The sequence below is a fragment of the Sphingomonas sp. GW821-FHT09B04 genome (genome assembly GCF_059418285.1).
On the sequence record NZ_JBWKPO010000004.1, the window covers coordinates 281517 to 300182 of the forward strand.

Annotated in this window: 21 protein-coding genes; 11 read left to right on the forward strand and 10 right to left on the reverse strand. The window is 65.2% G+C overall.

Going from position 1 to position 18666, the window contains the following annotated elements; translation table 11 throughout:
- Positions 1-48: 48 nt before the first annotated feature.
- Complete coding sequence (locus tag AC07NK_RS14305) at positions 49-813, reverse strand: sulfite exporter TauE/SafE family protein (protein WP_495171272.1); 765 nt, start codon at positions 811-813, stop codon at positions 49-51.
- Positions 814-984: 171 nt separating this feature from the next.
- On the opposite strand from AC07NK_RS14305, the gene epsC reads away from it, so the two are divergent.
- Together epsC and AC07NK_RS14315 are read left to right on the forward strand one after the other, a co-directional pair.
- Positions 985-1683, forward strand: coding sequence for a serine O-acetyltransferase EpsC (gene epsC / locus AC07NK_RS14310; protein WP_495171273.1), 699 nt, complete (start codon positions 985-987; stop codon positions 1681-1683).
- Positions 1680-2021: a DUF2794 domain-containing protein gene (locus tag AC07NK_RS14315; protein ID WP_495171274.1), complete on the forward strand. Its 342-nt coding sequence runs from the start codon at positions 1680-1682 to the stop codon at positions 2019-2021. Before epsC ends, AC07NK_RS14315 begins: the two co-directional genes overlap by 4 nt.
- A gap of 3 nt (positions 2022-2024) precedes the next feature.
- Here the strand turns inward: AC07NK_RS14315 and AC07NK_RS14320 are convergent, their stop codons facing one another.
- The gene (locus AC07NK_RS14320) at positions 2025-2300 is read right to left on the reverse strand and encodes an acylphosphatase (protein ID WP_495171275.1); all 276 of its coding nucleotides are present in this window, start codon (positions 2298-2300) and stop codon (positions 2025-2027) included.
- Positions 2301-2438: 138 nt separating this feature from the next.
- On the opposite strand from AC07NK_RS14320, the gene AC07NK_RS14325 reads away from it, so the two are divergent.
- Positions 2439-3215 carry a polyphosphate kinase 2 family protein gene (locus AC07NK_RS14325; RefSeq protein ID WP_495171276.1) on the forward strand — a complete coding sequence of 259 codons (777 nt, stop codon included), beginning with the start codon at positions 2439-2441 and terminating at the stop codon, positions 3213-3215.
- A gap of 3 nt (positions 3216-3218) precedes the next feature.
- Here the strand turns inward: AC07NK_RS14325 and AC07NK_RS14330 are convergent, their stop codons facing one another.
- Both AC07NK_RS14330 and AC07NK_RS14335 read right to left on the reverse strand, forming a co-directional pair.
- Positions 3219-3572, reverse strand: a complete 354-nt coding sequence (locus tag AC07NK_RS14330) for a hypothetical protein (RefSeq protein WP_495171277.1) — start codon at positions 3570-3572, stop codon at positions 3219-3221.
- A gap of 117 nt (positions 3573-3689) precedes the next feature.
- Positions 3690-4319 (reverse strand): carbonic anhydrase, encoded by a 630-nt coding sequence (locus AC07NK_RS14335; RefSeq protein WP_495171278.1) that lies wholly within the window; start codon positions 4317-4319, stop codon positions 3690-3692.
- A gap of 65 nt (positions 4320-4384) precedes the next feature.
- Here AC07NK_RS14335 and lipA point away from each other — a divergent pair, with 65 nt between their 5' ends.
- Both lipA and AC07NK_RS14345 read left to right on the forward strand, forming a co-directional pair.
- Positions 4385-5323, forward strand: a complete 939-nt coding sequence (gene lipA, locus AC07NK_RS14340; protein ID WP_495171279.1) for a lipoyl synthase — start codon at positions 4385-4387, stop codon at positions 5321-5323.
- Complete coding sequence (locus AC07NK_RS14345) at positions 5323-5817, forward strand: type II toxin-antitoxin system RatA family toxin (protein ID WP_495171280.1); 495 nt, start codon at positions 5323-5325, stop codon at positions 5815-5817. The genes lipA and AC07NK_RS14345 overlap by 1 nt, the downstream gene beginning before the upstream one ends.
- On the opposite strand, the gene AC07NK_RS14350 is transcribed toward AC07NK_RS14345, so the two are convergent.
- The 6 genes from AC07NK_RS14350 to AC07NK_RS14375 form a co-directional block, all read right to left on the reverse strand.
- Positions 5745-6281 (reverse strand): CinA family protein, encoded by a 537-nt coding sequence (locus tag AC07NK_RS14350; protein WP_495171281.1) that lies wholly within the window; start codon positions 6279-6281, stop codon positions 5745-5747. The genes AC07NK_RS14345 and AC07NK_RS14350 overlap by 73 nt on opposite strands.
- Positions 6278-6808 carry a hypothetical protein gene (locus tag AC07NK_RS14355; RefSeq protein WP_495171282.1) on the reverse strand — a complete coding sequence of 177 codons (531 nt, stop codon included), beginning with the start codon at positions 6806-6808 and terminating at the stop codon, positions 6278-6280. The genes AC07NK_RS14350 and AC07NK_RS14355 overlap by 4 nt, the downstream gene beginning before the upstream one ends.
- Before the next feature lie 40 nt (positions 6809-6848).
- A complete protein-coding gene (locus AC07NK_RS14360; protein WP_495171283.1) occupies positions 6849-7403 on the reverse strand; it encodes a hypothetical protein in 555 nt (184 codons plus the stop codon).
- Entirely contained in the window at positions 7400-8563 is a 1164-nt protein-coding gene (locus AC07NK_RS14365) for a bifunctional 2-C-methyl-D-erythritol 4-phosphate cytidylyltransferase/2-C-methyl-D-erythritol 2,4-cyclodiphosphate synthase (RefSeq protein WP_495171284.1), read from the reverse strand. The genes AC07NK_RS14360 and AC07NK_RS14365 overlap by 4 nt, the downstream gene beginning before the upstream one ends.
- 324 nt (positions 8564-8887) lie before the next feature.
- Entirely contained in the window at positions 8888-9958 is a 1071-nt protein-coding gene (locus AC07NK_RS14370; RefSeq protein ID WP_495171285.1) for a serine hydrolase domain-containing protein, read from the reverse strand.
- 306 nt (positions 9959-10264) lie between these two features.
- The gene (locus AC07NK_RS14375; protein ID WP_495171286.1) at positions 10265-11464 is read right to left on the reverse strand and encodes an MFS transporter; all 1200 of its coding nucleotides are present in this window, start codon (positions 11462-11464) and stop codon (positions 10265-10267) included.
- 133 nt (positions 11465-11597) lie between these two features.
- Here AC07NK_RS14375 and AC07NK_RS14380 point away from each other — a divergent pair, with 133 nt between their 5' ends.
- From AC07NK_RS14380 to AC07NK_RS14405, 6 genes are read left to right on the forward strand one after another with little or no spacing between them, the layout of a single operon-like run.
- Positions 11598-12482: a LysR family transcriptional regulator gene (locus AC07NK_RS14380; protein WP_495171287.1), complete on the forward strand. Its 885-nt coding sequence runs from the start codon at positions 11598-11600 to the stop codon at positions 12480-12482.
- 54 nt (positions 12483-12536) lie between these two features.
- Positions 12537-13562: a tRNA dihydrouridine synthase DusB gene (gene dusB, locus AC07NK_RS14385; RefSeq protein WP_495171288.1), complete on the forward strand. Its 1026-nt coding sequence runs from the start codon at positions 12537-12539 to the stop codon at positions 13560-13562.
- A complete protein-coding gene (locus AC07NK_RS14390) occupies positions 13538-14650 on the forward strand; it encodes a two-component system sensor histidine kinase NtrB (RefSeq protein ID WP_495171289.1) in 1113 nt (370 codons plus the stop codon). The genes dusB and AC07NK_RS14390 overlap by 25 nt, the downstream gene beginning before the upstream one ends.
- Before the next feature lies 1 nt (position 14651).
- Positions 14652-14903, forward strand: a complete 252-nt coding sequence (locus AC07NK_RS14395; protein WP_495171290.1) for a CBU_0592 family membrane protein — start codon at positions 14652-14654, stop codon at positions 14901-14903.
- The gene (ntrC, locus tag AC07NK_RS14400) at positions 14900-16345 is read left to right on the forward strand and encodes a nitrogen regulation protein NR(I) (protein WP_495171291.1); all 1446 of its coding nucleotides are present in this window, start codon (positions 14900-14902) and stop codon (positions 16343-16345) included. The genes AC07NK_RS14395 and ntrC overlap by 4 nt, the downstream gene beginning before the upstream one ends.
- 60 nt (positions 16346-16405) lie before the next feature.
- Positions 16406-18661: a sensor histidine kinase gene (locus tag AC07NK_RS14405; RefSeq protein ID WP_495171292.1), complete on the forward strand. Its 2256-nt coding sequence runs from the start codon at positions 16406-16408 to the stop codon at positions 18659-18661.
- Positions 18662-18666 lie beyond the last annotated feature (5 nt).

Here is an 18666-nt window from a genome sequence, read left to right on the forward strand (position 1 = left end):
TTGATTGATCGAGACAATCACTCAATCAATCGAAAATGATCGAGCTGATCAGATGAGTGCGCGGTACACGCTGTAGCTGCTGGTGAGCGTCAGGACGATGCCGACGAGGATCAGCAGCGTCTTGGTCGGCACGCGCTTGGCGAGGATCGCCCCGAAGGGTGCGGCGAATACGCCACCGATCAACAGACCCACGACCGCATTGGTAAAGGCCGACAGGCCAAGGTGGAAGATGAAGGTGATGGAGACCGAAAGCGTCAGGAAGAATTCGACGCTGTTGACCGTGCCGATCGTGTAGCGCGGCTGCGTGCCCTGGATCAGCAGATTGCTCGTGACGACCGGCCCCCAGCCACCGCCACCCGCCGCATCGAGGAAGCCGCCGGCAAGGCCAAGCGGCTCGACGATCTTCGGTTCCTTATGATGCCGGGTGGGGAAGCTGATGCCGCGCCACAGCAGATAGACACCGATCAGCGCGAGGTAGCCCATCACAAATGGCCGGGTGATCGAGGCATCCAGCGAGGTGAGCAGATAGGCGCCGGTAACGCCGCCGATCACGCCGGGGACGAGCAAGCGAAAGAACAGCTTCCAGTTCACATTCTTGTGAAGCGCGTGACTGATGCCCGAAACGCCGGTGGTGAAGCATTCGGCGAGGTGGACGCCGGCCGAGGCGGTCGCGGGCGGGACGCCAAGTACGCTTACCAGCAGGGTGCTGGAGATAACGCCGAACGCCATGCCCAGCGCGCCATCCACGATCTGCGCGGCGAATCCGACGGCGATGAAAGGAAGCAGTGCCTGGAAGTCGATCGCCTCGAACATCAATTCCCTTTCATTCCAGTCACGACATAGTCACGGGCGCGCCCGGTTTGGCGGCCGGACCCAATCCCTACAAGATACATCGTGTTTAGACGGGACAAGCGGGAAACGCGTCAAACTGGAAAACGCGCCCGTCCTTGCTTAAATACGGTTCGGTACAAAAGGGGCCTGTTCATGTTCCGTGGTCTGGGAGCCTATCTGGATTCGATTCGCGCGCGTGATCCCGCGCCGCGGAGTCGTGCCGAAATTCTACTCTATCCGGGCGTATGGGCGCTGTTCTGGCACCGCGTCGCGCATCGTCTGTTCGGCGCCGAGCTGTTCTTCCTCGCGCGCTTCGTCAATCATACGTCGCGCTGGCTGACCGGAATCGATATCCATCCGGGCGCAAAGATCGGCCGCAACTTCTTCATCGACCACGGCTTTGTCGTGATCGGGGAAACAGCGGAGATCGGCGACGACGTCACCATCTATCAATGCGTGACGCTGGGCGGGACCAGTCCCGACAATGGCGTGGCAGGCAAGCGGCATCCGACGCTGATGGATGGCGTCATCATCGGGTCGGGCGCGCAGGTGCTGGGACCGATTACGGTTTCGCCGCGCGCACGGATCGGCGCCAATGCAGTTGTTACCAAGGACGTACCCGAGGGTGCGGTCATGGTCGGTATTCCTGCCAAGGCGACTCTGGTGGAGGCGGACAAGTGGCAGCGGGACTTCGTTCCCTATGGCACGCCGTGCAGCGATATGTTCGATCCGGCGACGCAGAAGGTGGAGATCCTGCGCTGCGAGCTCGAAGCGATGCGCAAACGACTCGACGATCTGCTCGCCGAACGTGGGACCGCGCGCGGCACCGGGAAGCAGCGCGACCGGGCGTGAGCGCAATCGTAACCCCGTTTCCGCTCAAGGCACCGGATCAGGTGGCGTTCGAGCGTGTCGAACTGAACCGCATTCTCGATCTTTACGGCCGCATGGTCGCAGCCGGCTATTGGCGCGACTACGCAATGCAGTTCGGCCGCGACGCTGCGATCTTCGCCGCCTTTCGGCGCGCCGCCGAACGTCCCGAATTCCGCGTCGAGAAGCGTCCATCGCTTCGCAACCGTCAGGGCATGTGGGCACTGGTCAACGAGGCGGGCGCGGTGCTGAAGCGTGGACACGAACTTGGTCCGGTTCTCGCCCCCGTCGAACGACGACTGATGAAGCTGGTCGAGGATTGATCGTCAGGCGGTGAACCGCTTGGTGAAGCCCTTCACATTGCCCGCTTCGGCCGGCATCGCATCGACCTTGGCCACACTGGCCATGACCGGCCCTTCACGGCAACGATCGACAAAGGTGTCGAGCGCCATGTCCTCGCCATCCGCAAGGATCTCGACCCTGCCGTCCTGAAGGTTGCGGACCCATCCGATCACACCCAGCTGACGGGCGGTGCGTACCGCCCAGTCGCGATAGCCCACACGCTGCACGCGGCCCTCGATCATCAAACGCTGTGCCGCCATAATTATCGTTCCTGCATACACGTGCGCGACCCCTGCGCACCTGGCTGTCATAAATCACGGACAGGCCGGCTGCGAAGGCCGCTAGGGCGCAAATGCAGGGCATTTCGGCGCGCTTTCGACGGTGTTAGGCTGCACCGCATGAAAATCGACCTCAGCGACTATGAGCGCGGCGACAAGTTCGCCGGAGACTATGACAAGGCCCTCGCCGAAGCGCAGGCACGACTCGAGCGTATTCAGGTCGCGCATATCGTGCACAAGCGACCCGCTATCCTTGTGCTCGAAGGCTGGGATGCGGCGGGGAAGGGCGGGATCATCAAGCGAGTGAAAGCGCGATGGGATCCGCGCTTCTTCGAAGTGATGCCGATCAGTGCGCCGAGCGAAGACGAACTGGCGCATCATTTCCTTTGGCGCTTTTGGACACGGCTGCCAGCCAAGGGGCACATCACGATCTTCGACCGCAGCTGGTACGGTCGCGTGCTCGTCGAGCGGGTCGAGGGCTATGCGAGCAAAGCCGAGTGGAAACGCGGCTATGACGAGATCAACGATTTCGAAGCCCAGCAGATCGATGCCGGTGCGACAATGGTAAAGCTGTTCGTCCACATCACGCAGGAGAAGCAGGACAAGGAGCTGGCCGAGCGGCTCGACGATCCGTGGAAACGCTGGAAGACCGGGCCGGACGACTATCGCAACCGGGCGAAGCGGGCCGAGTATCTGGATGCGATCGAGGATATGTTCGCGAAGACCAGCACCAAGCAGGCGCCCTGGACGGTAATCGACGGCAACAGCCGGAAGGCCGGGCGGATCGCAGCGCTCACTGCTATCGCCGATCAGCTGGAAGCGAAGGTGCCGATGACTCCGCCACCGATCGATCCCGAGTTCGAGAAGATGGCGCGGGAAGCGCTTGGAAAGCGCTGAACGTCAGTAAAAGCGGCAGCGCCGGATCGTATAGGCAACGATCGTGATCGCCGGATTGTAGACGCCGGGTCCAATCGCCTCGTCCGCGCGGATGCGGGCTGGATCGACCCCATCAAGCACACCAATCGTGTCTGTCGCAACAGCAGTGAGGATTGCCCAGTCGCCGCTCTTCAAAGCGTCGCTCTGCCCGCGGGGCAGCCGGCGGGCGGCTTCGCGCGCGGCGTACGCCAGAACCCTGGCATTCTCCGATCGGCAGACGAAGGCTTCATTCATCGTCCGATAGGCTGCGCCATGCGTGACCTGAAGGCGGTCATAGACCTCGACCGTGAGCTGCCCGGTCGTAGCCTCTTCTGCCAATGACCCGTCATCGGGAAATTCGATCGGGCGTGTCAGGCGAGGCGAGTCCTGCCCGACAGCCGGAAGTGCATTTGCTAGGAGGGCTAGAGCCAGTATCGACATGGCCGATCTCCGTCTTCAGGCGGGCGCGAAATTCCCGTTCTCGTCCATGACGTGCAATTCGCCATGAGCGATCGCGAAATAGGCACCATGGATCGTCAGCAGTCCGGCTGCTTCGCGCTCGGGAATGCAGGGGAAGGTCCGAAGATTCGCAATCGAGACACGAACGGTCTCCAGCTCCATCTCGTGGATCGCTTCGGCGCCGTGACCGTACTTCGCGACGATGCGAGAGCGAGCATCGTCGAGCAAGTCGACCCAGTGATCGATAAAGCCGCCCTCGCCGGGCGCGGCGCCCGCGAAGCGGCGGGAGAAGGCAGCGTGGACGCCCCCGCACATGCCATGGCCCATCACGACGATCTCTTCGACTTCAAGCTGGGTCACGGCAAATTCGAGCGCGGCGCTCACGCCGTGTCGGCCACCGCCGAGCTCGAAAGGCGGGACGAGATTGGCCACGTTACGCACGACGAAAACCTCGCCGGGGTGCGTGCCGAAGATCGTCGCGGGATCGACCCGGCTGTCGGAACAGGCGATCACCATCACCTTCGGGCTCTGCCCGCGGCTCAATTCCGCCCATCGCGCGTGCTCACGGGGCCATTCTTCGGTGCGGAAGCGGCGGTAGCCGGCGACAAGGTCGGTGAAGTGAGTCATGTGCGCTTCATTGGAGCAGGCCGTAGGGGCTGGCAAGCCGCGAGCGGGATCGCTATCTGCGCGGCATGAGCGAAATGGCACCGATCCCCGAAGCCCGTCCGGAACGTCAGCGCAAGCCCGACTGGATCCGCGTAAAAGCGCCGACCTCCGCCGGCTTTGCCGCGACGCGCGCGCTGATGCGTTCGAAGAGCCTGACGACGGTATGCGAGGAAGCCGCCTGCCCCAACATCGGCGAGTGCTGGAGCAAGAAGCACGCGACCGTGATGATTCTGGGCGACACCTGCACGCGCGCCTGCGCCTTCTGCAACGTCAAGACCGGCATGCCACGGGCGGTCGATCCGATGGAGCCGAACAACGTCGCTGACGCCGCGGTGCAGATGGGGCTCGAGCATATCGTCATCACCTCGGTCGATCGCGACGACCTGCCCGACGGTGGTGCAAAGCAGTTCGTCAAGGTGATCGAGGCGATCCGCAAGGCGAGCCCCACCACCACGATCGAGATACTGACGCCCGATTTCCGCAACAAGCACGAGCAGGCGGTCGAGATGATCGTCGCGGCGCGACCCGACGTCTACAACCACAATCTCGAGACCGTGCCGAGGCTCTATCCGACGATCCGTCCGGGCGCGCGTTACTATGCCTCGATCCGGCTGCTGGAAACGGTCAAGAAGCTTGATCCGTCGATCTTCACCAAGTCGGGCGTGATGCTTGGCCTTGGCGAAGAGCGGCTCGAGGTCCATCAGGTGATGGACGACATGCGCAGCGCCGACATCGATTTCCTGACGATGGGCCAGTACCTTCAGCCCACGCCGCGCCACGCCAAGGTGCAGGACTTCGTGACCCCGGCGGCGTTCGATGCCTATGCCGCAATCGCCCGTGCCAAAGGCTTCCTGCTGGTGGCGTCCTCGCCACTCACCCGGTCGAGCTACCACGCCGGGGACGACTTCGCGAAGATGCGCGACGCACGGGCGGCCAAGCTGGCAAAGGCAGCGGTTCCAGCCTGATGCCACGGCACAGCGAGACCCGGCGACTACCTTATTCGCCGGAGCAGATGTTCGACCTGGTGGCCGATGTCGGCCGCTATGGCGAGTTCCTGCCGTGGGTCAGCGCGGTGCGGGTGCGATCGGACAGCGAGACCGAGATGGTCGCGGACCTGATCGTCGGATTCAAGGGGCTGCGCGAGACGTTCAGCAGCCGGGTGAGCAAGCAGCGGCCGGGGCATATCCGGGTCGACTATCTCGAGGGGCCGCTCAAGCACCTGCACAATGACTGGCGGTTCCGGCCCGACGGCGAGGGCGGGGTGCTGATCGATTTCGAGGTCGACTTCACCTTCAAGAGCCGCGTGTTCGAGATGCTGGCGGGGCAGGTATTCGACCGCGCGCTGCGGATGATGATCGGGGCCTTCGAACAGCGCGCCGCGACGCTTTACGGCGACTCTTCGGCCGGAACCGCGGGCTCGCCCGGCAGCAGCAGTTCGAGCGCGCACAGCGCCGCCTGAAGCCGCACGCCGCCGCGGCCGATATCGCCGAACTCGCGGGTATCGGCCACCACCACATCGGGATTGGCGTCCTTCTCAGCGCGGGCGAAGACGACATGGCCGACCGGCTTCTTGTCGCTGCCGCCGCCCGGCCCGGCGATACCCGTGATCGCAACCGCGACATCAGCGTCGCTCGCCTCTAGCGCGCCCTGCGCCATGCTCCACGCCGTCGCGATCGACACCGCACCGAACGTCTCGAGCACGTCGCGGCTGACGCGCAGCTGCGCCATCTTGGCTTCGTTGGAATAGGTGACGAAACCGGCGCTCATCACATCGGACGAGCCGGGGATTTCGGTGATCGCGGCGGAGACGAGACCGCCGGTGCAGCTCTCTGCAATAGCGACCTTGCGGCCGGCCGCGCGGTTCGCGTCGACGACCTTGCGCGCAGCTTCGACCAGCGCCTTGGGGAGAATCATTTCACTCATCGCGGGCGGCCCATAGGGCATATCGGCAGCCTTGGCGCGCGCTTTTCGTCATTCTGGCTGAGCTGGAGCAGCCCCGCGAACACAGCCGCCAGATTGCGCGGCGGAAGGGGAGCGAGGTTGGTGACAATCTTGTCGAGACCACCGCAATCGGCCGGCTTCACGGTCTGCGCGATGGCAGGGCCGATGATCGCGCGGACCGCGGGAATCGCAAACTGCGACTCGGCGATGAACCCCGCATCCGGCCCAAGCAGCTTGCGGATCCCCGCCTGCGCCGCGGGCATGGCGGGATTCACCCCGGCGTTGATCCGCGCCATGAACGACGCGCTTGGCTGGCGCAGGAAGGCGTTGGCGGGCAGCGCCGCACAGACGCGACCCATCTCGCGGATCACATCGGGCAGCATCACCTGAAACAACGCCTCCGCCTCATTGCCGGTGAGGCATGGACGGGCGGATTGGGCCGAGGCGGCAGACGAGGCGGCGAGGCCGGCCCAGAGCAGGGTCGTGGTGGCGAGACGGGGGATACGCATAACCAAACTCCATTTTTTCACAGGCCGCAGCGCTGCGCTTCTAGCTTCCCGCCGGCTTGCAGATGCTTGGAAAGGCCGAGCGCGGGTTCGCAGCCGTCTTCTGCCGCCGGGTGTCACTCGCGGTCATATCGAGAATGGTCGTGAACAGCCCTGACACGTTGCGGACCGGCATCGGATCAAGATAGCCGAAGACGCGATCGATGTTCGGGCAGTCCTTTGGTTTGAGGTCCTGACTGAGCTTCGGGCCGACCACCGCCTTCATGACCGTCGCCATGGCGTCGAGCGGCAAGTCCTTACCCTTGACCCCGATCATCTTGCCGACCGCGGTCAACATGGCGGGCTTGGTGGCCTCTGCCTCCGCTTCGAACTTGCTGGCCAGCGCCTCGCCCTTTGTTAGCAGATAGGCGTTGACGGGCAGGACAGGTTTGCACGTTTCGGCAATCCCCCGAACGATATCGGGCAGGACGAGAAGAAGGATTGCTTCGACCTCTGCCTCGGTCATGCATGCCGCTTCGGTATTCTGCGCGGCTTGCGCTGCATTGGCGCTTAGCGCGAGCGATGCAGCCGCAACAAAGAAAGCCCGATTCTTCCTCATCCCACTGCTCCCCCAGCGAGCCGCACGGTCGCAATGGCCTGTGCAGCGATACCTTCCCCCCGGCCGGCGAACCCCAGTCGCTCGGTCGTCGTAGCCTTGATGCTTACAGCGCGCGGATCAAGCCGCAGGATCGCGGCGACGCTGGTGCGGATCGCATCGCGGTGCGGGCCGATCTTGGGCGCTTCGCAGATCAGCGTGAGGTCGATGAAGTCGATGATCCCGCCCTGCTCGCGAACGAGGCCGGCGGCATGTTCAAGGAACTGCGCCGAGGCTGCGCCGCGCCATTTCGGATCGCTTGGCGGGAAGTGCATCCCGATATCCCCCGCGCCAATCGTGCCAAGCAGCGCGTCGGTGATGGCATGGAGCGCGACATCGGCGTCGCTATGCCCTGACAGCCCCTTGTCATGCGGGATCAGCACACCGCCGAGCCACAGTTCCTGCCCCGTCTCGAAGCGGTGAACATCGAAGCCGGTCGCGCTGCGGGAAATCAGGCTGGCGGCATGGCGCGCCTCCGCGGCGGCGAAATCGGCGGGGTGGGTGATCTTGTCGAGCATGGGGTCTCCGGGCACCAGCATGACGTCCTGCCCCATGCGGCGGAGCATCTGGGCGTCGTCGGTCGCCTCCTCCTCTGCGGGCCAGGCGCGGTGCGCAGCGAGGATGGCGTCGAAGTGAAAGGCCTGCGGCGTCTGGATGCGATTGAGCCCGGCACGCGGGACATTGTCGCCGAGCGTGGCGTCTCCCCTGGCGAGTGTGTCCGCGAGGGGGAGGGCGGGGATGGCACCGGGGGCCTGATCCAGCGCCGCCAGCAGCGTGTCGATCACGATGGCTGGCAGGAAGGGGCGGGCCGCGTCGTGGATCAGCACGCGGGTCACGCCCGTGTCCGCGAGCGCCTCAAGTCCGGCGCGGACCGAGTCGCGGCGTTCGGCGCCGCCTGACACGAGCCTTACATAGCCGACAGAATCACCCAGTTTTTCACGGGCCTGATCCTCTTGCCCCGTGCCGATCACGACAATGATGTCGGTTACGGCAGGGTGCGAGGATAATGCAGCAACACTATGCAAAACCATTGATTTTCCGCAGAGCTGAGCGAACTGCTTGGGCACCGAACCGCCTGCGCGAACGCCCTTTCCGGCCGCGACGATGATCGCCGCGACTGTCACGACGCGACAGCGACGCGACAGCGACGCGACAGTGAGGCGACAGCTTCGAACCGAAACGCGACACCGACGCGACACCAACGCGACCGGGACGCGCCGGGTCCGGACAGCGACGCGACAGGGACGCGCCGGTCGGGCGCCACCGTGGCGCCACCACGGGCGGAAGGGGCAGGAATTGCAGCGGGTCGCATCCAGCCTGCCTAGCGGGGCGAACGCATGTAGGAAAGTTGTAAGGGCATTGCGGTTGCGACGGCCTGGCGATGCCGCCAGTCCGGACCGGGAGAATGTCCCGGTCCGGTTCGACGCCCCTCTAGCGAGGGGTCGCCATCATTTTGCCGCGGCGATATCCGGGACGTACGTCGACGCGATCTTGTCGACGAACTTTTCCGGAGAAGCGCCCATCAGGTTGGTGAGGACCACGACCGTGAGATCGTCATTGGGATAGATGAAGACGGCCGCACGCGCGCCGCCGACCGGCGTCACCGCCGGATGCGCAGCGCGCCGGGCCGATGGCCAGCCCAGACCGTAGCCATTCACCATCGAGTTGAAGGCGCGATAGGTTCCGTCCTGCTGCGGCTGGGGCTTCCAGAGCTCCGCGAGGCTGTCCTTGTCGACAAGCTTCAGCTTCTGCAGCGCGATCGTCCAGCTTGCCAGATCGGTGGCATTGGTCTGAATTCCGCCCGCCGGGCGTACCAGTTCCTGCCATGGCTCCTGCCGCACAAACGGGGTCTTGCTGCGTTCGACGCCGACGGTCTTCATCCCGTCGATCTTGAGAGTCAGGTGGGTATAGAGCGGCGCGGCGTTGGGCGCCGGGTTCGCCGGATCGATAAAGCCCGCCCGCTTCATGCCAACCGCCCTGAACTGCTTCTCACGGACGAAGTCGGAATAGGATTTTCCGGCGATCGTCTCGATGATCTTGCCCAGCGCGACATAGTTGGTCTGGGTATAGTCGAAACGCGCGCCGGGCGTGTTCTTGAGCGGCAGCGTCTGGACCTTTGCCCAGGCTGCAGCGGGCTCGGCGCCATCGATCAGCCGAACATTGTCGTCAGCAATTTCGGGCAGGCCGGACATGTGGGTAAAGAGCTGCCGGACGGTGATGGCGTGCCAGGACTCCGGGAGCCCCTTGAGATAGGTCGGCAGCTTCGCATCGAGATCGAGCTTGCCCGCCTGGACGAGCTGCATCGCCGCGACGCCGGCGAACGCCTTGCTGATCGAGTTGATCGCAAAGACCGTCTGGTTCGTTACGGGAGTGGCAGCCTCGATATTGGCTTTTCCATAGGCGCCGGTGAACACGATCTTGCCATTCTGAACGATCGCCAGCTGAAGTCCGGGGATGTCGCGTGCAGCCATTTCGTCTTTGACGATGCGCTCGATTGCGACCTTCTTGTCTTCTGTCACGGATGCGGCCGGGGTTTTGGCAATTGCACTGCTATTGAGCCCACCCATTACTGCAATCACGCCGATTGCAGCAGAAATTTTATTTACCATTGCTTTGAAAGTCCGTAAATTGAGGCGCGCATCGAGTGCGAATGCGCGTGGCGATATCAATACACTATTACCGGGGTCAAGCTCTGGTGAGAGATATACAGGCCGATCACTTATCCGGGCTGGCCGCACCCGCTACCTATTCGGAAACAGCCAGTAATGAAGGGCGCGGCCCGGTGGATACCGGGCCGCGCATGCGAGACAGGAACGGAGGTCGGCTTAGCTGCGCTGTACGGCCGGGAAGCCATGCGTCCGTGCGGACAAGGTGACCAGAAGCGTCGCGGCGAGCAGGATCAGGACCGTGACCGGGAAGGCGCCGACCCCGATGCCTTCCAGCAGCAGCCCGCCGGCGATACCGCCCCCCGCAACCGCGAGGTTCCAGGTCGTGACCAGCATCGACTGGGCAACGTCCGCCGCTTCGCCCGCCGTTTTGGCCGAAGCGGTCTGGAACAGCGTTGCGACACCGCCGAAGGCGAGACCCCAGATCGCCGCCGAGGCGTAGACGACGGCCGGGACGGTCCCCGCGATGCCCAGCGCCACCGCCGACACGCCGAACAGGAGGATGCTGACGAGGACCAGCTCGCGCAGCCAGCGGTCGATCAGCACGCCGGTGACCCAGATGCTGAGCAGCGAGGCGACGCCGAACACCAGCAGCACCGTATCGACCCGATCGGTGATCCCGGCCTGCGCGAGGAAGGGGGCGATATAGGTGTAGAGGATGTTGTGCGCGAAGACATAGGCGAAGATGACGAACAGTACCGGCCGGATGCCCGGGAGGGTCAGCACCGATTTGAGCGCGAATTCCTGACCCTGTTTCTGCCCCGGGAAGTCGGGCACCCGCGCCAGCACCCAGAAGACCAGCACGACCGTCAGCACACTCATCAGGCCGAAGGTCCAGCGCCAGCCCACCATCGTGCCGAGGAACGTGCCCGCCGGAATCCCGAGCGAAAGCGCGAGCGGCGCGCCGACCATCGCGATGGCGATTGCGCGGCCCTGAAGATGCTCGGGCACCATGCGCGCGGCATAGCCCGCCGCCAGCGCCCAGAGCAGCCCCGCGCTGACCCCGGCGAAGAAGCGGGCGACGAGGATGACGGCATAGCTGGTCGAGATCGCCGTCACCGTGTTGACCACCGCGAACCCGCCGATCGCGAGCAGGAGCAGGGTGCGCCGCCGCCAGTTCTGGGTGGCGATGGTGAGGGGGATGGCCGTGAGCAACGAGCCGATGGCGTAGACAGTGACGAGCTGGCCGATCAGCGCCTCCGACTTGCCGAGGTTTGCGGCCATTTGCGGGAGAAGGCCGGACGGCAGGATCTCCGTCAGCAGGGTGATGAAGGCCGCCATGGCAAGCGCCAGCAGGCCAGAAAGCGGCAGCCGGGCCTGCGCCGGGCTGTCGGATATCGCAATCGTTGCGCTTGTCATGTCGGAACCCCTTCTCGGAACGTGTTGCAGAGCAGCAATCAGCTCGGAGGGCGAAATAGGGGGCTTTGAATGAACGAAAAACAGGACATAGTGCAAAACACTTTAGCCATTTTGTCGGCCATGGAGAGTCACGATGGACAGTCTGGGCGCGCTTCACGCCTTTGTGCAGGCGGTTGATGCGGGGGGCTTCACCGAAGCCGGGCGCAAGACGGGTACAACGGCTTCGGCGATCAGCAAGGCGGTGGCGCGGCTGGAGGATCGGCTTGGCGTGCGGCTGTTTCACCGTTCGACGCGCAGCATCACGCTGACGCCCGAAGGGTCGATCTTCCTCGAACGCGCCCGGCGCATCCTGTGCGAATATGAGGCGGCGCAGCTGGAAGTGACGCGGGGTCAGGCGGTGCCGCAGGGCAGGCTGCGCGTCAGCGTACCGTCGATGAGCATGGTGCCGATGCTACAGCTCGCCGCGTTCAAGCGCCTCTATCCCGATATCGAGCTTGAGCTGGATGCCAATGACCGTGTGGTCGACGTGATCGGGGAGGGGTTCGATGCGGTGATCCGCACCGGCGAGCATGACGATTCGCGGCTGATGACCCGGACATTGGGCTATTTCCGCCGGCTGATCGTCGGCGCGCCCGACTATTTCCGCGACGCAGGGATACCGGAAACGCCTGCGGATCTCGTCCGGCACCCGGCGCTCGTCTATCGCTACACGTCGAGCGGCAGGCTCGACCAATGGCCGCTGGCGCGGGATGGCGAGGCGGTTCCGTTCGAGATGCAGGTCGGCCTGGTGACGAACGCGCTTGAAGCACAGATCGGGCTGGCCGAGCTTGGGCTGGGCATCGCGTGTGTTCCCGACATCTCGGTGATGGAGCAACTGAAGCGCGGGTCGCTGGTCAGCGTTCTCGACGCCTATCTCGAAAAGCGCACCAAGGTCTGTGTGATGTGGCCGACCAGCCGCCACGCCTCGCCCAAGCTGCGGGCATTCGTCGACTTCGCGCCGAACCTCCTGCCGCGCTGAGCTTGCATCAATCCCGTTGCACCTGTAGAGGCGCTGCCTGTTTTTCAGGCAATAATGACGATGTTGAAGCCCATCCAGATCGGCCCGGTGACGGTCGAGACGCCGGTGCTGCTCGCGCCGATGACGGGGGTCACCGACCTGCCGTTCCGCCGGCTCGTGCGCCGCTACGGCTCGGGGCTCAACGTCACCGAAATGATTGCGAGCCAGGCGGCGATCCGCGAGACGCGCCAGTCGATCCAGAAGGCGGCATGGGACCCGATCGAGGAGCCGGTGTCGATGCAGCTGGTCGGCTGTACGCCCTATGAAATGGGTGAGGCGGCGAAGCTCAACGAGGATCGCGGCGCGGCGATCATCGACATCAACATGGGCTGCCCGGTACGCAAGGTCACCAATGGCGATGCCGGATCGGCGCTGATGCGCGTGCCCGAGCTCGCTGCGCAGCTGATCGAGGCGTGCGTCAAGGCAGTGAAGGTGCCGGTGACGGTCAAGATGCGGATGGGCTGGTGCCATGACAGCCTGAATGCGCCCGAGCTGGCGCGCGTGGCGCAGGAGATCGGCGCGCAGATGATCACCGTGCACGGCCGCACGCGCAATCAGATGTACAAGGGCAGCGCCGACTGGGCGTTCGTGCGCAAGGTCAAGGACGCGGTGTCGATCCCGGTGATCGTCAACGGCGACATCTGTTCGCCCGCCGATGCGCGCACGGCGCTCGAGCAATCGGGCGCCGACGGGGTGATGATCGGGCGCGGCGCCTATGGCCGGCCGTGGCTGCTGCGGCAGGTGATGGATGCGCTGACCGGGAAGGGTGAGCGGCCAGATCCGTCGATCGACGAACAATATGCCCTGATCGCAGAGCATTATGCCACGATGCTCGACCATTATGGCGAGATGACCGGCGTCAATCTGATGCGCAAGCATATCGGCTGGTACACCAAGGGGCTGCACGGCTCGGCTGAGTTCCGCAACGCGGTCAATCAGCAGCCGAAGGCAGCGACGGTGCTGGCGATGCTCGACGAATTCTACGCGCAGTTCCGCGGAAAACCGCTGCACGAGCTATGGCGCCCCCAAGAAGCGGCCTGAGGCCGCCGCCGCAGGCGGGCGAGCCCGACCTGACCGAGCTGTTCGGTGGGCTTCCCGTGGCGGCGCTGGTGCTCGACCCGCAGGACCGGGTAGTGCGCGCGAACATGGCGTGCGAGCATCTGCTCAACCATAGCGAGAAGGCGATGCTCGGCCAGCGGCTCGACCGCATCGTCACCCCGCCCGAGGGCTATCTCGGCCGCCGCGACGGGCATGGCTTTGCCGCCTATGACGTCGAGATCGAGCCGACCCGCAGCCCGCGCACCCGCGTCGACTTCATCGAACAGCCGATCGCCGAACATCCCGGCTGGCGGATCGTGACGCTGCATCAGGCACCGACGTCACGGCGGCTTTCCGTCGGCGCCGACCGCAGCGCCGGCGCGCGCGCGGCGGTGGGCGCGGCGGCGATGCTGGCGCACGAGATCAAGAACCCGCTGTCGGGCATCCGTGGCGCTGCGCAGCTGCTTGCCGCGGATGACGGCGCGGACGGCGGCGAAGGGCGCGCCGAGCTCACCCATCTCATCACCACAGAGGTCGACCGCATCGTCGCGCTGATCGACCGGATGCAGGACTTTACCGACACGCGCCCGCCCAAGCTGGCGCCGCACAATATCTACCCGTTGCTCGACCATGCCCGCCGCGTGGCGCTGGCCGGCTTTGCGCGCGGGATCGTGATCGAGGAGCGGTTCGACCCCTCACTCCCCCCGGTGATGATGGACAAGGACGCGTTCCAGCAGGTCGCGATGAACCTGCTCAAAAACGCTGCAGAGGCGCTGAAGGACACGCCCGAGCCGAAGATCGTGCTGACGACTCAGTACCGGCATGGCGTCGCGATGCGGCCCGGACCGGATCAGCCGCGCCGCTGGCTGCCGATCGAATTTTCGGTGAGCGACAACGGACCGGGCGCGCCGGCGGACATCGCCAGCCATTTGTTCGAGCCGTTCGTGTCGGGCAAGCCCGAGGGCAAGGGGCTGGGGCTGCCGCTGGTCGAGAAGCTGGTCCGCGACATGGGCGGGGTGGTCGAATATGCGCGCGCCGGCGATCCCGAAATGACGGTGTTCCGCGTCAACATGCCGCGGGCGGACGGGTGATATGGACTGGGTCGACATCGTCGGCTGGGCGGGGGCGGTACTGGTGCTGGCGGCCTATGGTCTGGTGTCGACCAAGCGGCTCGACGGCGATAGTGTGGCGTATCAGACGCTCAACGTCGCGGGGGCCGCGGGTATGCTGGTCAACACCTATGTCCGCGGCGCGCTGCCCTCGGCGGCGCTCAACGTGATCTGGATCGGGGTCGGCCTGTACGTGCTGGCCAGGGTCTTTCTTCGGAAGCAGCAAGACGCATGAGCATGACCGGCGCCATCCTGATCTGTGACGACGACGCCGCGATCCGCACCGTGGTGACGCAGGCGCTGCGCCGCGCGGGGCATCAGGTGACCGCCGCGGCGTCGCTGGGCGACCTCAAGCGCGAAATGCGCAGCGCCATGCCCGATGTGGTGGTGACCGACGTCGTGCTGCCCGATGGCAATGGGCTGGATCTGGTGGCGACGCTGACCGGCGAATATCCCGACCTGCCCGTGATCGTGCTGTCGGCGCAGAATACGCTGGCGACCGCCGTGCGCGCGACCGAGGCGGGGGCGTTCGACTACCTTCCCAAGCCATTCGACCTCGATGCGCTGACCACCACGGTGGCGAGCGCGCTGGCCCGCGGACGCCGGCTGGTCGACGATCTGCCCGCGAACGAGGACCATGCCGTCGCGCTGATCGGCCGTTCCCCGGCGATGCAGGATGTCTATCGCGTGATCGCGCGGGTCGTCTCGAACGAGCTGACGGTGCTGATCAGTGGCGAGAGTGGGACCGGCAAGGAACTGGTCGCGCAGGCGATCCACGATCTGGGTTCGCGGCGGCGCGCGCCGTTCGTCGCGCTCAACATGGCGGCGATCCCGCGCGAGCTGATCGAGGCCGAGCTGTTCGGCCACGAAAAGGGCGCCTTCACCGGCGCCGCCGCGCGTGTTGCAGGCAAGTTCGAGCAGGCGTCGGGCGGCACCCTGTTCCTCGACGAAATCGGCGACATGCCGATGGAGGCGCAGACACGGCTGCTGCGCGTGCTGCAATCGGGCGAGTTCACCACTGTCGGCGGCGCACGGGCGATCCGCGCCGACGTGCGCATCGTCGCGGCGACCAACAAGGATCTGATGAGCCAGGTGATGGCCGGGCAGTTCCGCGAGGATCTGTTCTACCGCCTTAACGTGGTGCCGATCGCGCTTCCCGCCCTTCGCGAACGGCGGCAGGACATCAAGCTGCTCGCTCGCCATTTCCTCGACCGCGCCGTCGAGGACGGCCTGCCGCGCAAGGCGATCGGCGACGACGCCATCGCCACGCTCGAGGCGCATGACTGGCCGGGCAATGTCCGCGAGCTGGAGAACCTCATGCGGCGCATGGCCGCGCTCCACCGCGACGAATGGATCGACGCGGCGGCGGTAAGAACGATGCTGGGCGAGGTTGCAGCGTTGCTGCCCGCGGCGCGCGATGCAGGGATTGAGGGCGCGGTACTCGCCCGGCTTCAGCGGATCGCAACCGAGGAGCCCAGGGTGCTGGAGGACGGCACGCTCTATGACCGCATCATCGGCGAGGTCGAGCGTCCGCTGATCGAGGCGATGCTGGCACGCCATGGCCACAACCAGCTGCGCGCGGCGCGGGCGCTGGGGATCAACCGGAACACGCTGCGCAAGCGGCTGGATACGCTGGGTATCGATGTCGGCGGGTCGCGACAGGATGACACCGCCTAGCGGCGATTTGATCGAAGAAGTGTGTTTTCAAGGCAACGGGTATGTTGTAGCTATGCAACGATGACCGCTGTCGCCGAGCCGATTGCCGATACTTTACCGACCGCGCGGCGGTTCAACGTCACACCCATTCTCGAGCTGATCGTATTCGGGATTGCGGTTGGCATGATGCTGACCACCTATCTGGTGATCAGCGGCAATACCGGATCGCAGCGCCTGCTGACCCCACCGTTGGTGGCGCTGTTGCTGGTGGCGAATCTGGTTCCGCTCGTCGCCCTGATCGTGCTCGTCGGCCGCCGCATCGCGATGCGGCGTGCGGCGCGATCTCCGCTGGGCGGCCGCGCGCGACTGCACGTACGGCTGGTCGCGATCTTCTCGATCCTGGCGAGCGTGCCAACGATCTTCGTGTCGATCGTCGCGTCGCTGCTGTTCCAGTACGGCGTCGAGTTCTGGTATTCGGATCGCGCGCGGTCGATGCTGGAGAATGCTTCGGCCATCGCACAGGGCAGTTTCGAGGATCTCGGACAACGCGTCGGTGCGAATACCGAAGCGATGGCAATCGATCTCGCGCTCCGCCTGACCGAGGTCCCCATCGACAGTCAGGAGTTCATCAACACGCTGCTGGTTCAGACCACGCAGCGCGAGCTTTCCGAGGCCGCGATCGTCCGGCAGGCCGAATCGGGTGAATTGCAGACGCTGGCCATCCTCAACCCGTATGAGCGCCTGATCGAAGAGCAGGTCAGCGCCCGGGCGATCAACGAGTTGAAGGCCGGGAAGAAATCGGTCGTGGTGGAGGATGCCGGGGGCCGGATCCGCGCGCTGACGCGCTTTCCCAATAACCCGGGCACCTATCTCTATGCCGCGCGCGTTGTCGATCCTGCGCTGCTTGAGCGCAAAGCACGCGCGGAATCGGTGGTGCGGGACTATACCTCGCTGACCGAACGTTCGCGCAGCCTGCAGCTGCAGTTCAACATCGCGCTGCTGGTGCTGTCGTTGCTGATCGTCGGCCTCGCGGTGTGGGTCGCTCTGGAAATCGCAGACCGCCTCATCCGCCCCGTGGGCGATCTGGTGAAGGCCGCGCGCGACGTCGCCGAGGGCGATCTCGGCACCCGTGTGCCGACGCGCAAATCCGACGACGAACTCGGCATCCTCGGGACCGCCTTCAACCGGATGACCGACCGTCTGCAGGAACAGACCAACGCGCTGGTCACCGCCAACGCAGAGTCCGAAAGCCGGCGCGCGCTGATCGAAGCGGTGATGTCCGGCGTCACCGCAGGTGTGGTGTCGATCGACGCGGACCGGCGCATCCGGGTGATCAACAGCTCGGCGATGGTCCTGCTCAATCCGGGCGAGGCGCCGGTCGGGCGACTGCTCGGCGACGTTGCTCCCGAGCTGGAGGGCTTGCTCGACGGCGAGGCGCGCGAGGATATCGTCCAGCTCGCCAGCGGCGGCGAGGCGCGAACGCTGGCGGTGAAGGTCACCCGCGACGAGGGCGGACAGGTGCTGACCTTCGACGATATCACCCAGCAGCTGCTCGATCAGCGGCGTGCGGCATGGTCCGACGTCGCCCGGCGCATCGCGCACGAAATCAAGAACCCGCTGACCCCGATCCAGCTCGCCGCCGAACGGCTCCAGCGCCGGTACGGCAAGCAGGTCGATGCCGAGGACGGCACCTTCGCCAAGCTGACCGACACGATCGTACGCCAGGTCGGCGACCTGCGGCGGATGGTGGACGAATTCTCGTCCTTCGCGCGAATGCCGAAGCCCGTGTTCCGCGAGGAATCGCTGCTCGACATCGCGCGGCAGACGATGTTCCTGCACGAAGTGGCGAAGCCGGAAATCCGCTTCACCATGACGCACCCCGATCCGGTGCCGGCTTTGGTATGCGATCGGCGCCAGCTGGGGCAGGCGCTGACCAATCTGGTCAAGAATGCGACCGAGGCGGTCGAGGCGGTCGAGACCCGCAAGGACGGCGAACGCGGCGAGGTCGCGATGACGATCCGCGCGGGTGAGCCGGGACAATTGCTGATCGACGTCGACGACAATGGCATCGGCCTGCCCGCCGAGCGCGAGCGGATCGTCGAGCCCTATATGACGACGCGCAGCCGCGGCACCGGCCTTGGCCTCGCGATCGTCAAGAAGATCGTCGAGGAGCATTTCGGGACGATGACCTTTGCCGACCGTCCCGGCGGCGGCGCGCGCGTGACGCTGTGCTTCGACACCGCGGCACTTGAGCGGATGGAGGGAACCGGGGGCGGGGATAGCGAAGAACCCGGCGGGGCAGTGCCCACCGGACTCACCAGAACAAAGAACGGGTAAGGCGT

Bases quoted from the DNA above. Each gene is read 5' to 3' on its own strand.
- AC07NK_RS14305 (WP_495171272.1), bottom strand. From the start codon at position 813: ATGTTCGAGGCGATCGACTTCCAGGCACTGCTTCCTTTCATCGCCGTC.
- epsC (WP_495171273.1), top strand. From the start codon at position 985: ATGTTCCGTGGTCTGGGAGCCTATCTGGATTCGATTCGCGCGCGTGAT.
- AC07NK_RS14320 (WP_495171275.1), bottom strand. From the start codon at position 2,300: ATGGCGGCACAGCGTTTGATGATCGAGGGCCGCGTGCAGCGTGTGGGC.
- AC07NK_RS14325 (WP_495171276.1), top strand. From the start codon at position 2,439: ATGAAAATCGACCTCAGCGACTATGAGCGCGGCGACAAGTTCGCCGGA.
- AC07NK_RS14335 (WP_495171278.1), bottom strand. From the start codon at position 4,319: ATGACTCACTTCACCGACCTTGTCGCCGGCTACCGCCGCTTCCGCACC.
- lipA (WP_495171279.1), top strand. From the start codon at position 4,385: ATGAGCGAAATGGCACCGATCCCCGAAGCCCGTCCGGAACGTCAGCGC.
- AC07NK_RS14345 (WP_495171280.1), top strand. From the start codon at position 5,323: ATGCCACGGCACAGCGAGACCCGGCGACTACCTTATTCGCCGGAGCAG.
- AC07NK_RS14350 (WP_495171281.1), bottom strand. From the start codon at position 6,281: ATGAGTGAAATGATTCTCCCCAAGGCGCTGGTCGAAGCTGCGCGCAAG.
- AC07NK_RS14355 (WP_495171282.1), bottom strand. From the start codon at position 6,808: ATGCGTATCCCCCGTCTCGCCACCACGACCCTGCTCTGGGCCGGCCTC.
- AC07NK_RS14360 (WP_495171283.1), bottom strand. From the start codon at position 7,403: ATGAGGAAGAATCGGGCTTTCTTTGTTGCGGCTGCATCGCTCGCGCTA.
- AC07NK_RS14375 (WP_495171286.1), bottom strand. From the start codon at position 11,464: ATGACAAGCGCAACGATTGCGATATCCGACAGCCCGGCGCAGGCCCGG.
- AC07NK_RS14380 (WP_495171287.1), top strand. From the start codon at position 11,598: ATGGACAGTCTGGGCGCGCTTCACGCCTTTGTGCAGGCGGTTGATGCG.
- dusB (WP_495171288.1), top strand. From the start codon at position 12,537: ATGACGATGTTGAAGCCCATCCAGATCGGCCCGGTGACGGTCGAGACG.
- AC07NK_RS14390 (WP_495171289.1), top strand. From the start codon at position 13,538: ATGGCGCCCCCAAGAAGCGGCCTGAGGCCGCCGCCGCAGGCGGGCGAG.
- AC07NK_RS14395 (WP_495171290.1), top strand. From the start codon at position 14,652: ATGGACTGGGTCGACATCGTCGGCTGGGCGGGGGCGGTACTGGTGCTG.
- ntrC (WP_495171291.1), top strand. From the start codon at position 14,900: ATGAGCATGACCGGCGCCATCCTGATCTGTGACGACGACGCCGCGATC.
- AC07NK_RS14405 (WP_495171292.1), top strand. From the start codon at position 16,406: ATGACCGCTGTCGCCGAGCCGATTGCCGATACTTTACCGACCGCGCGG.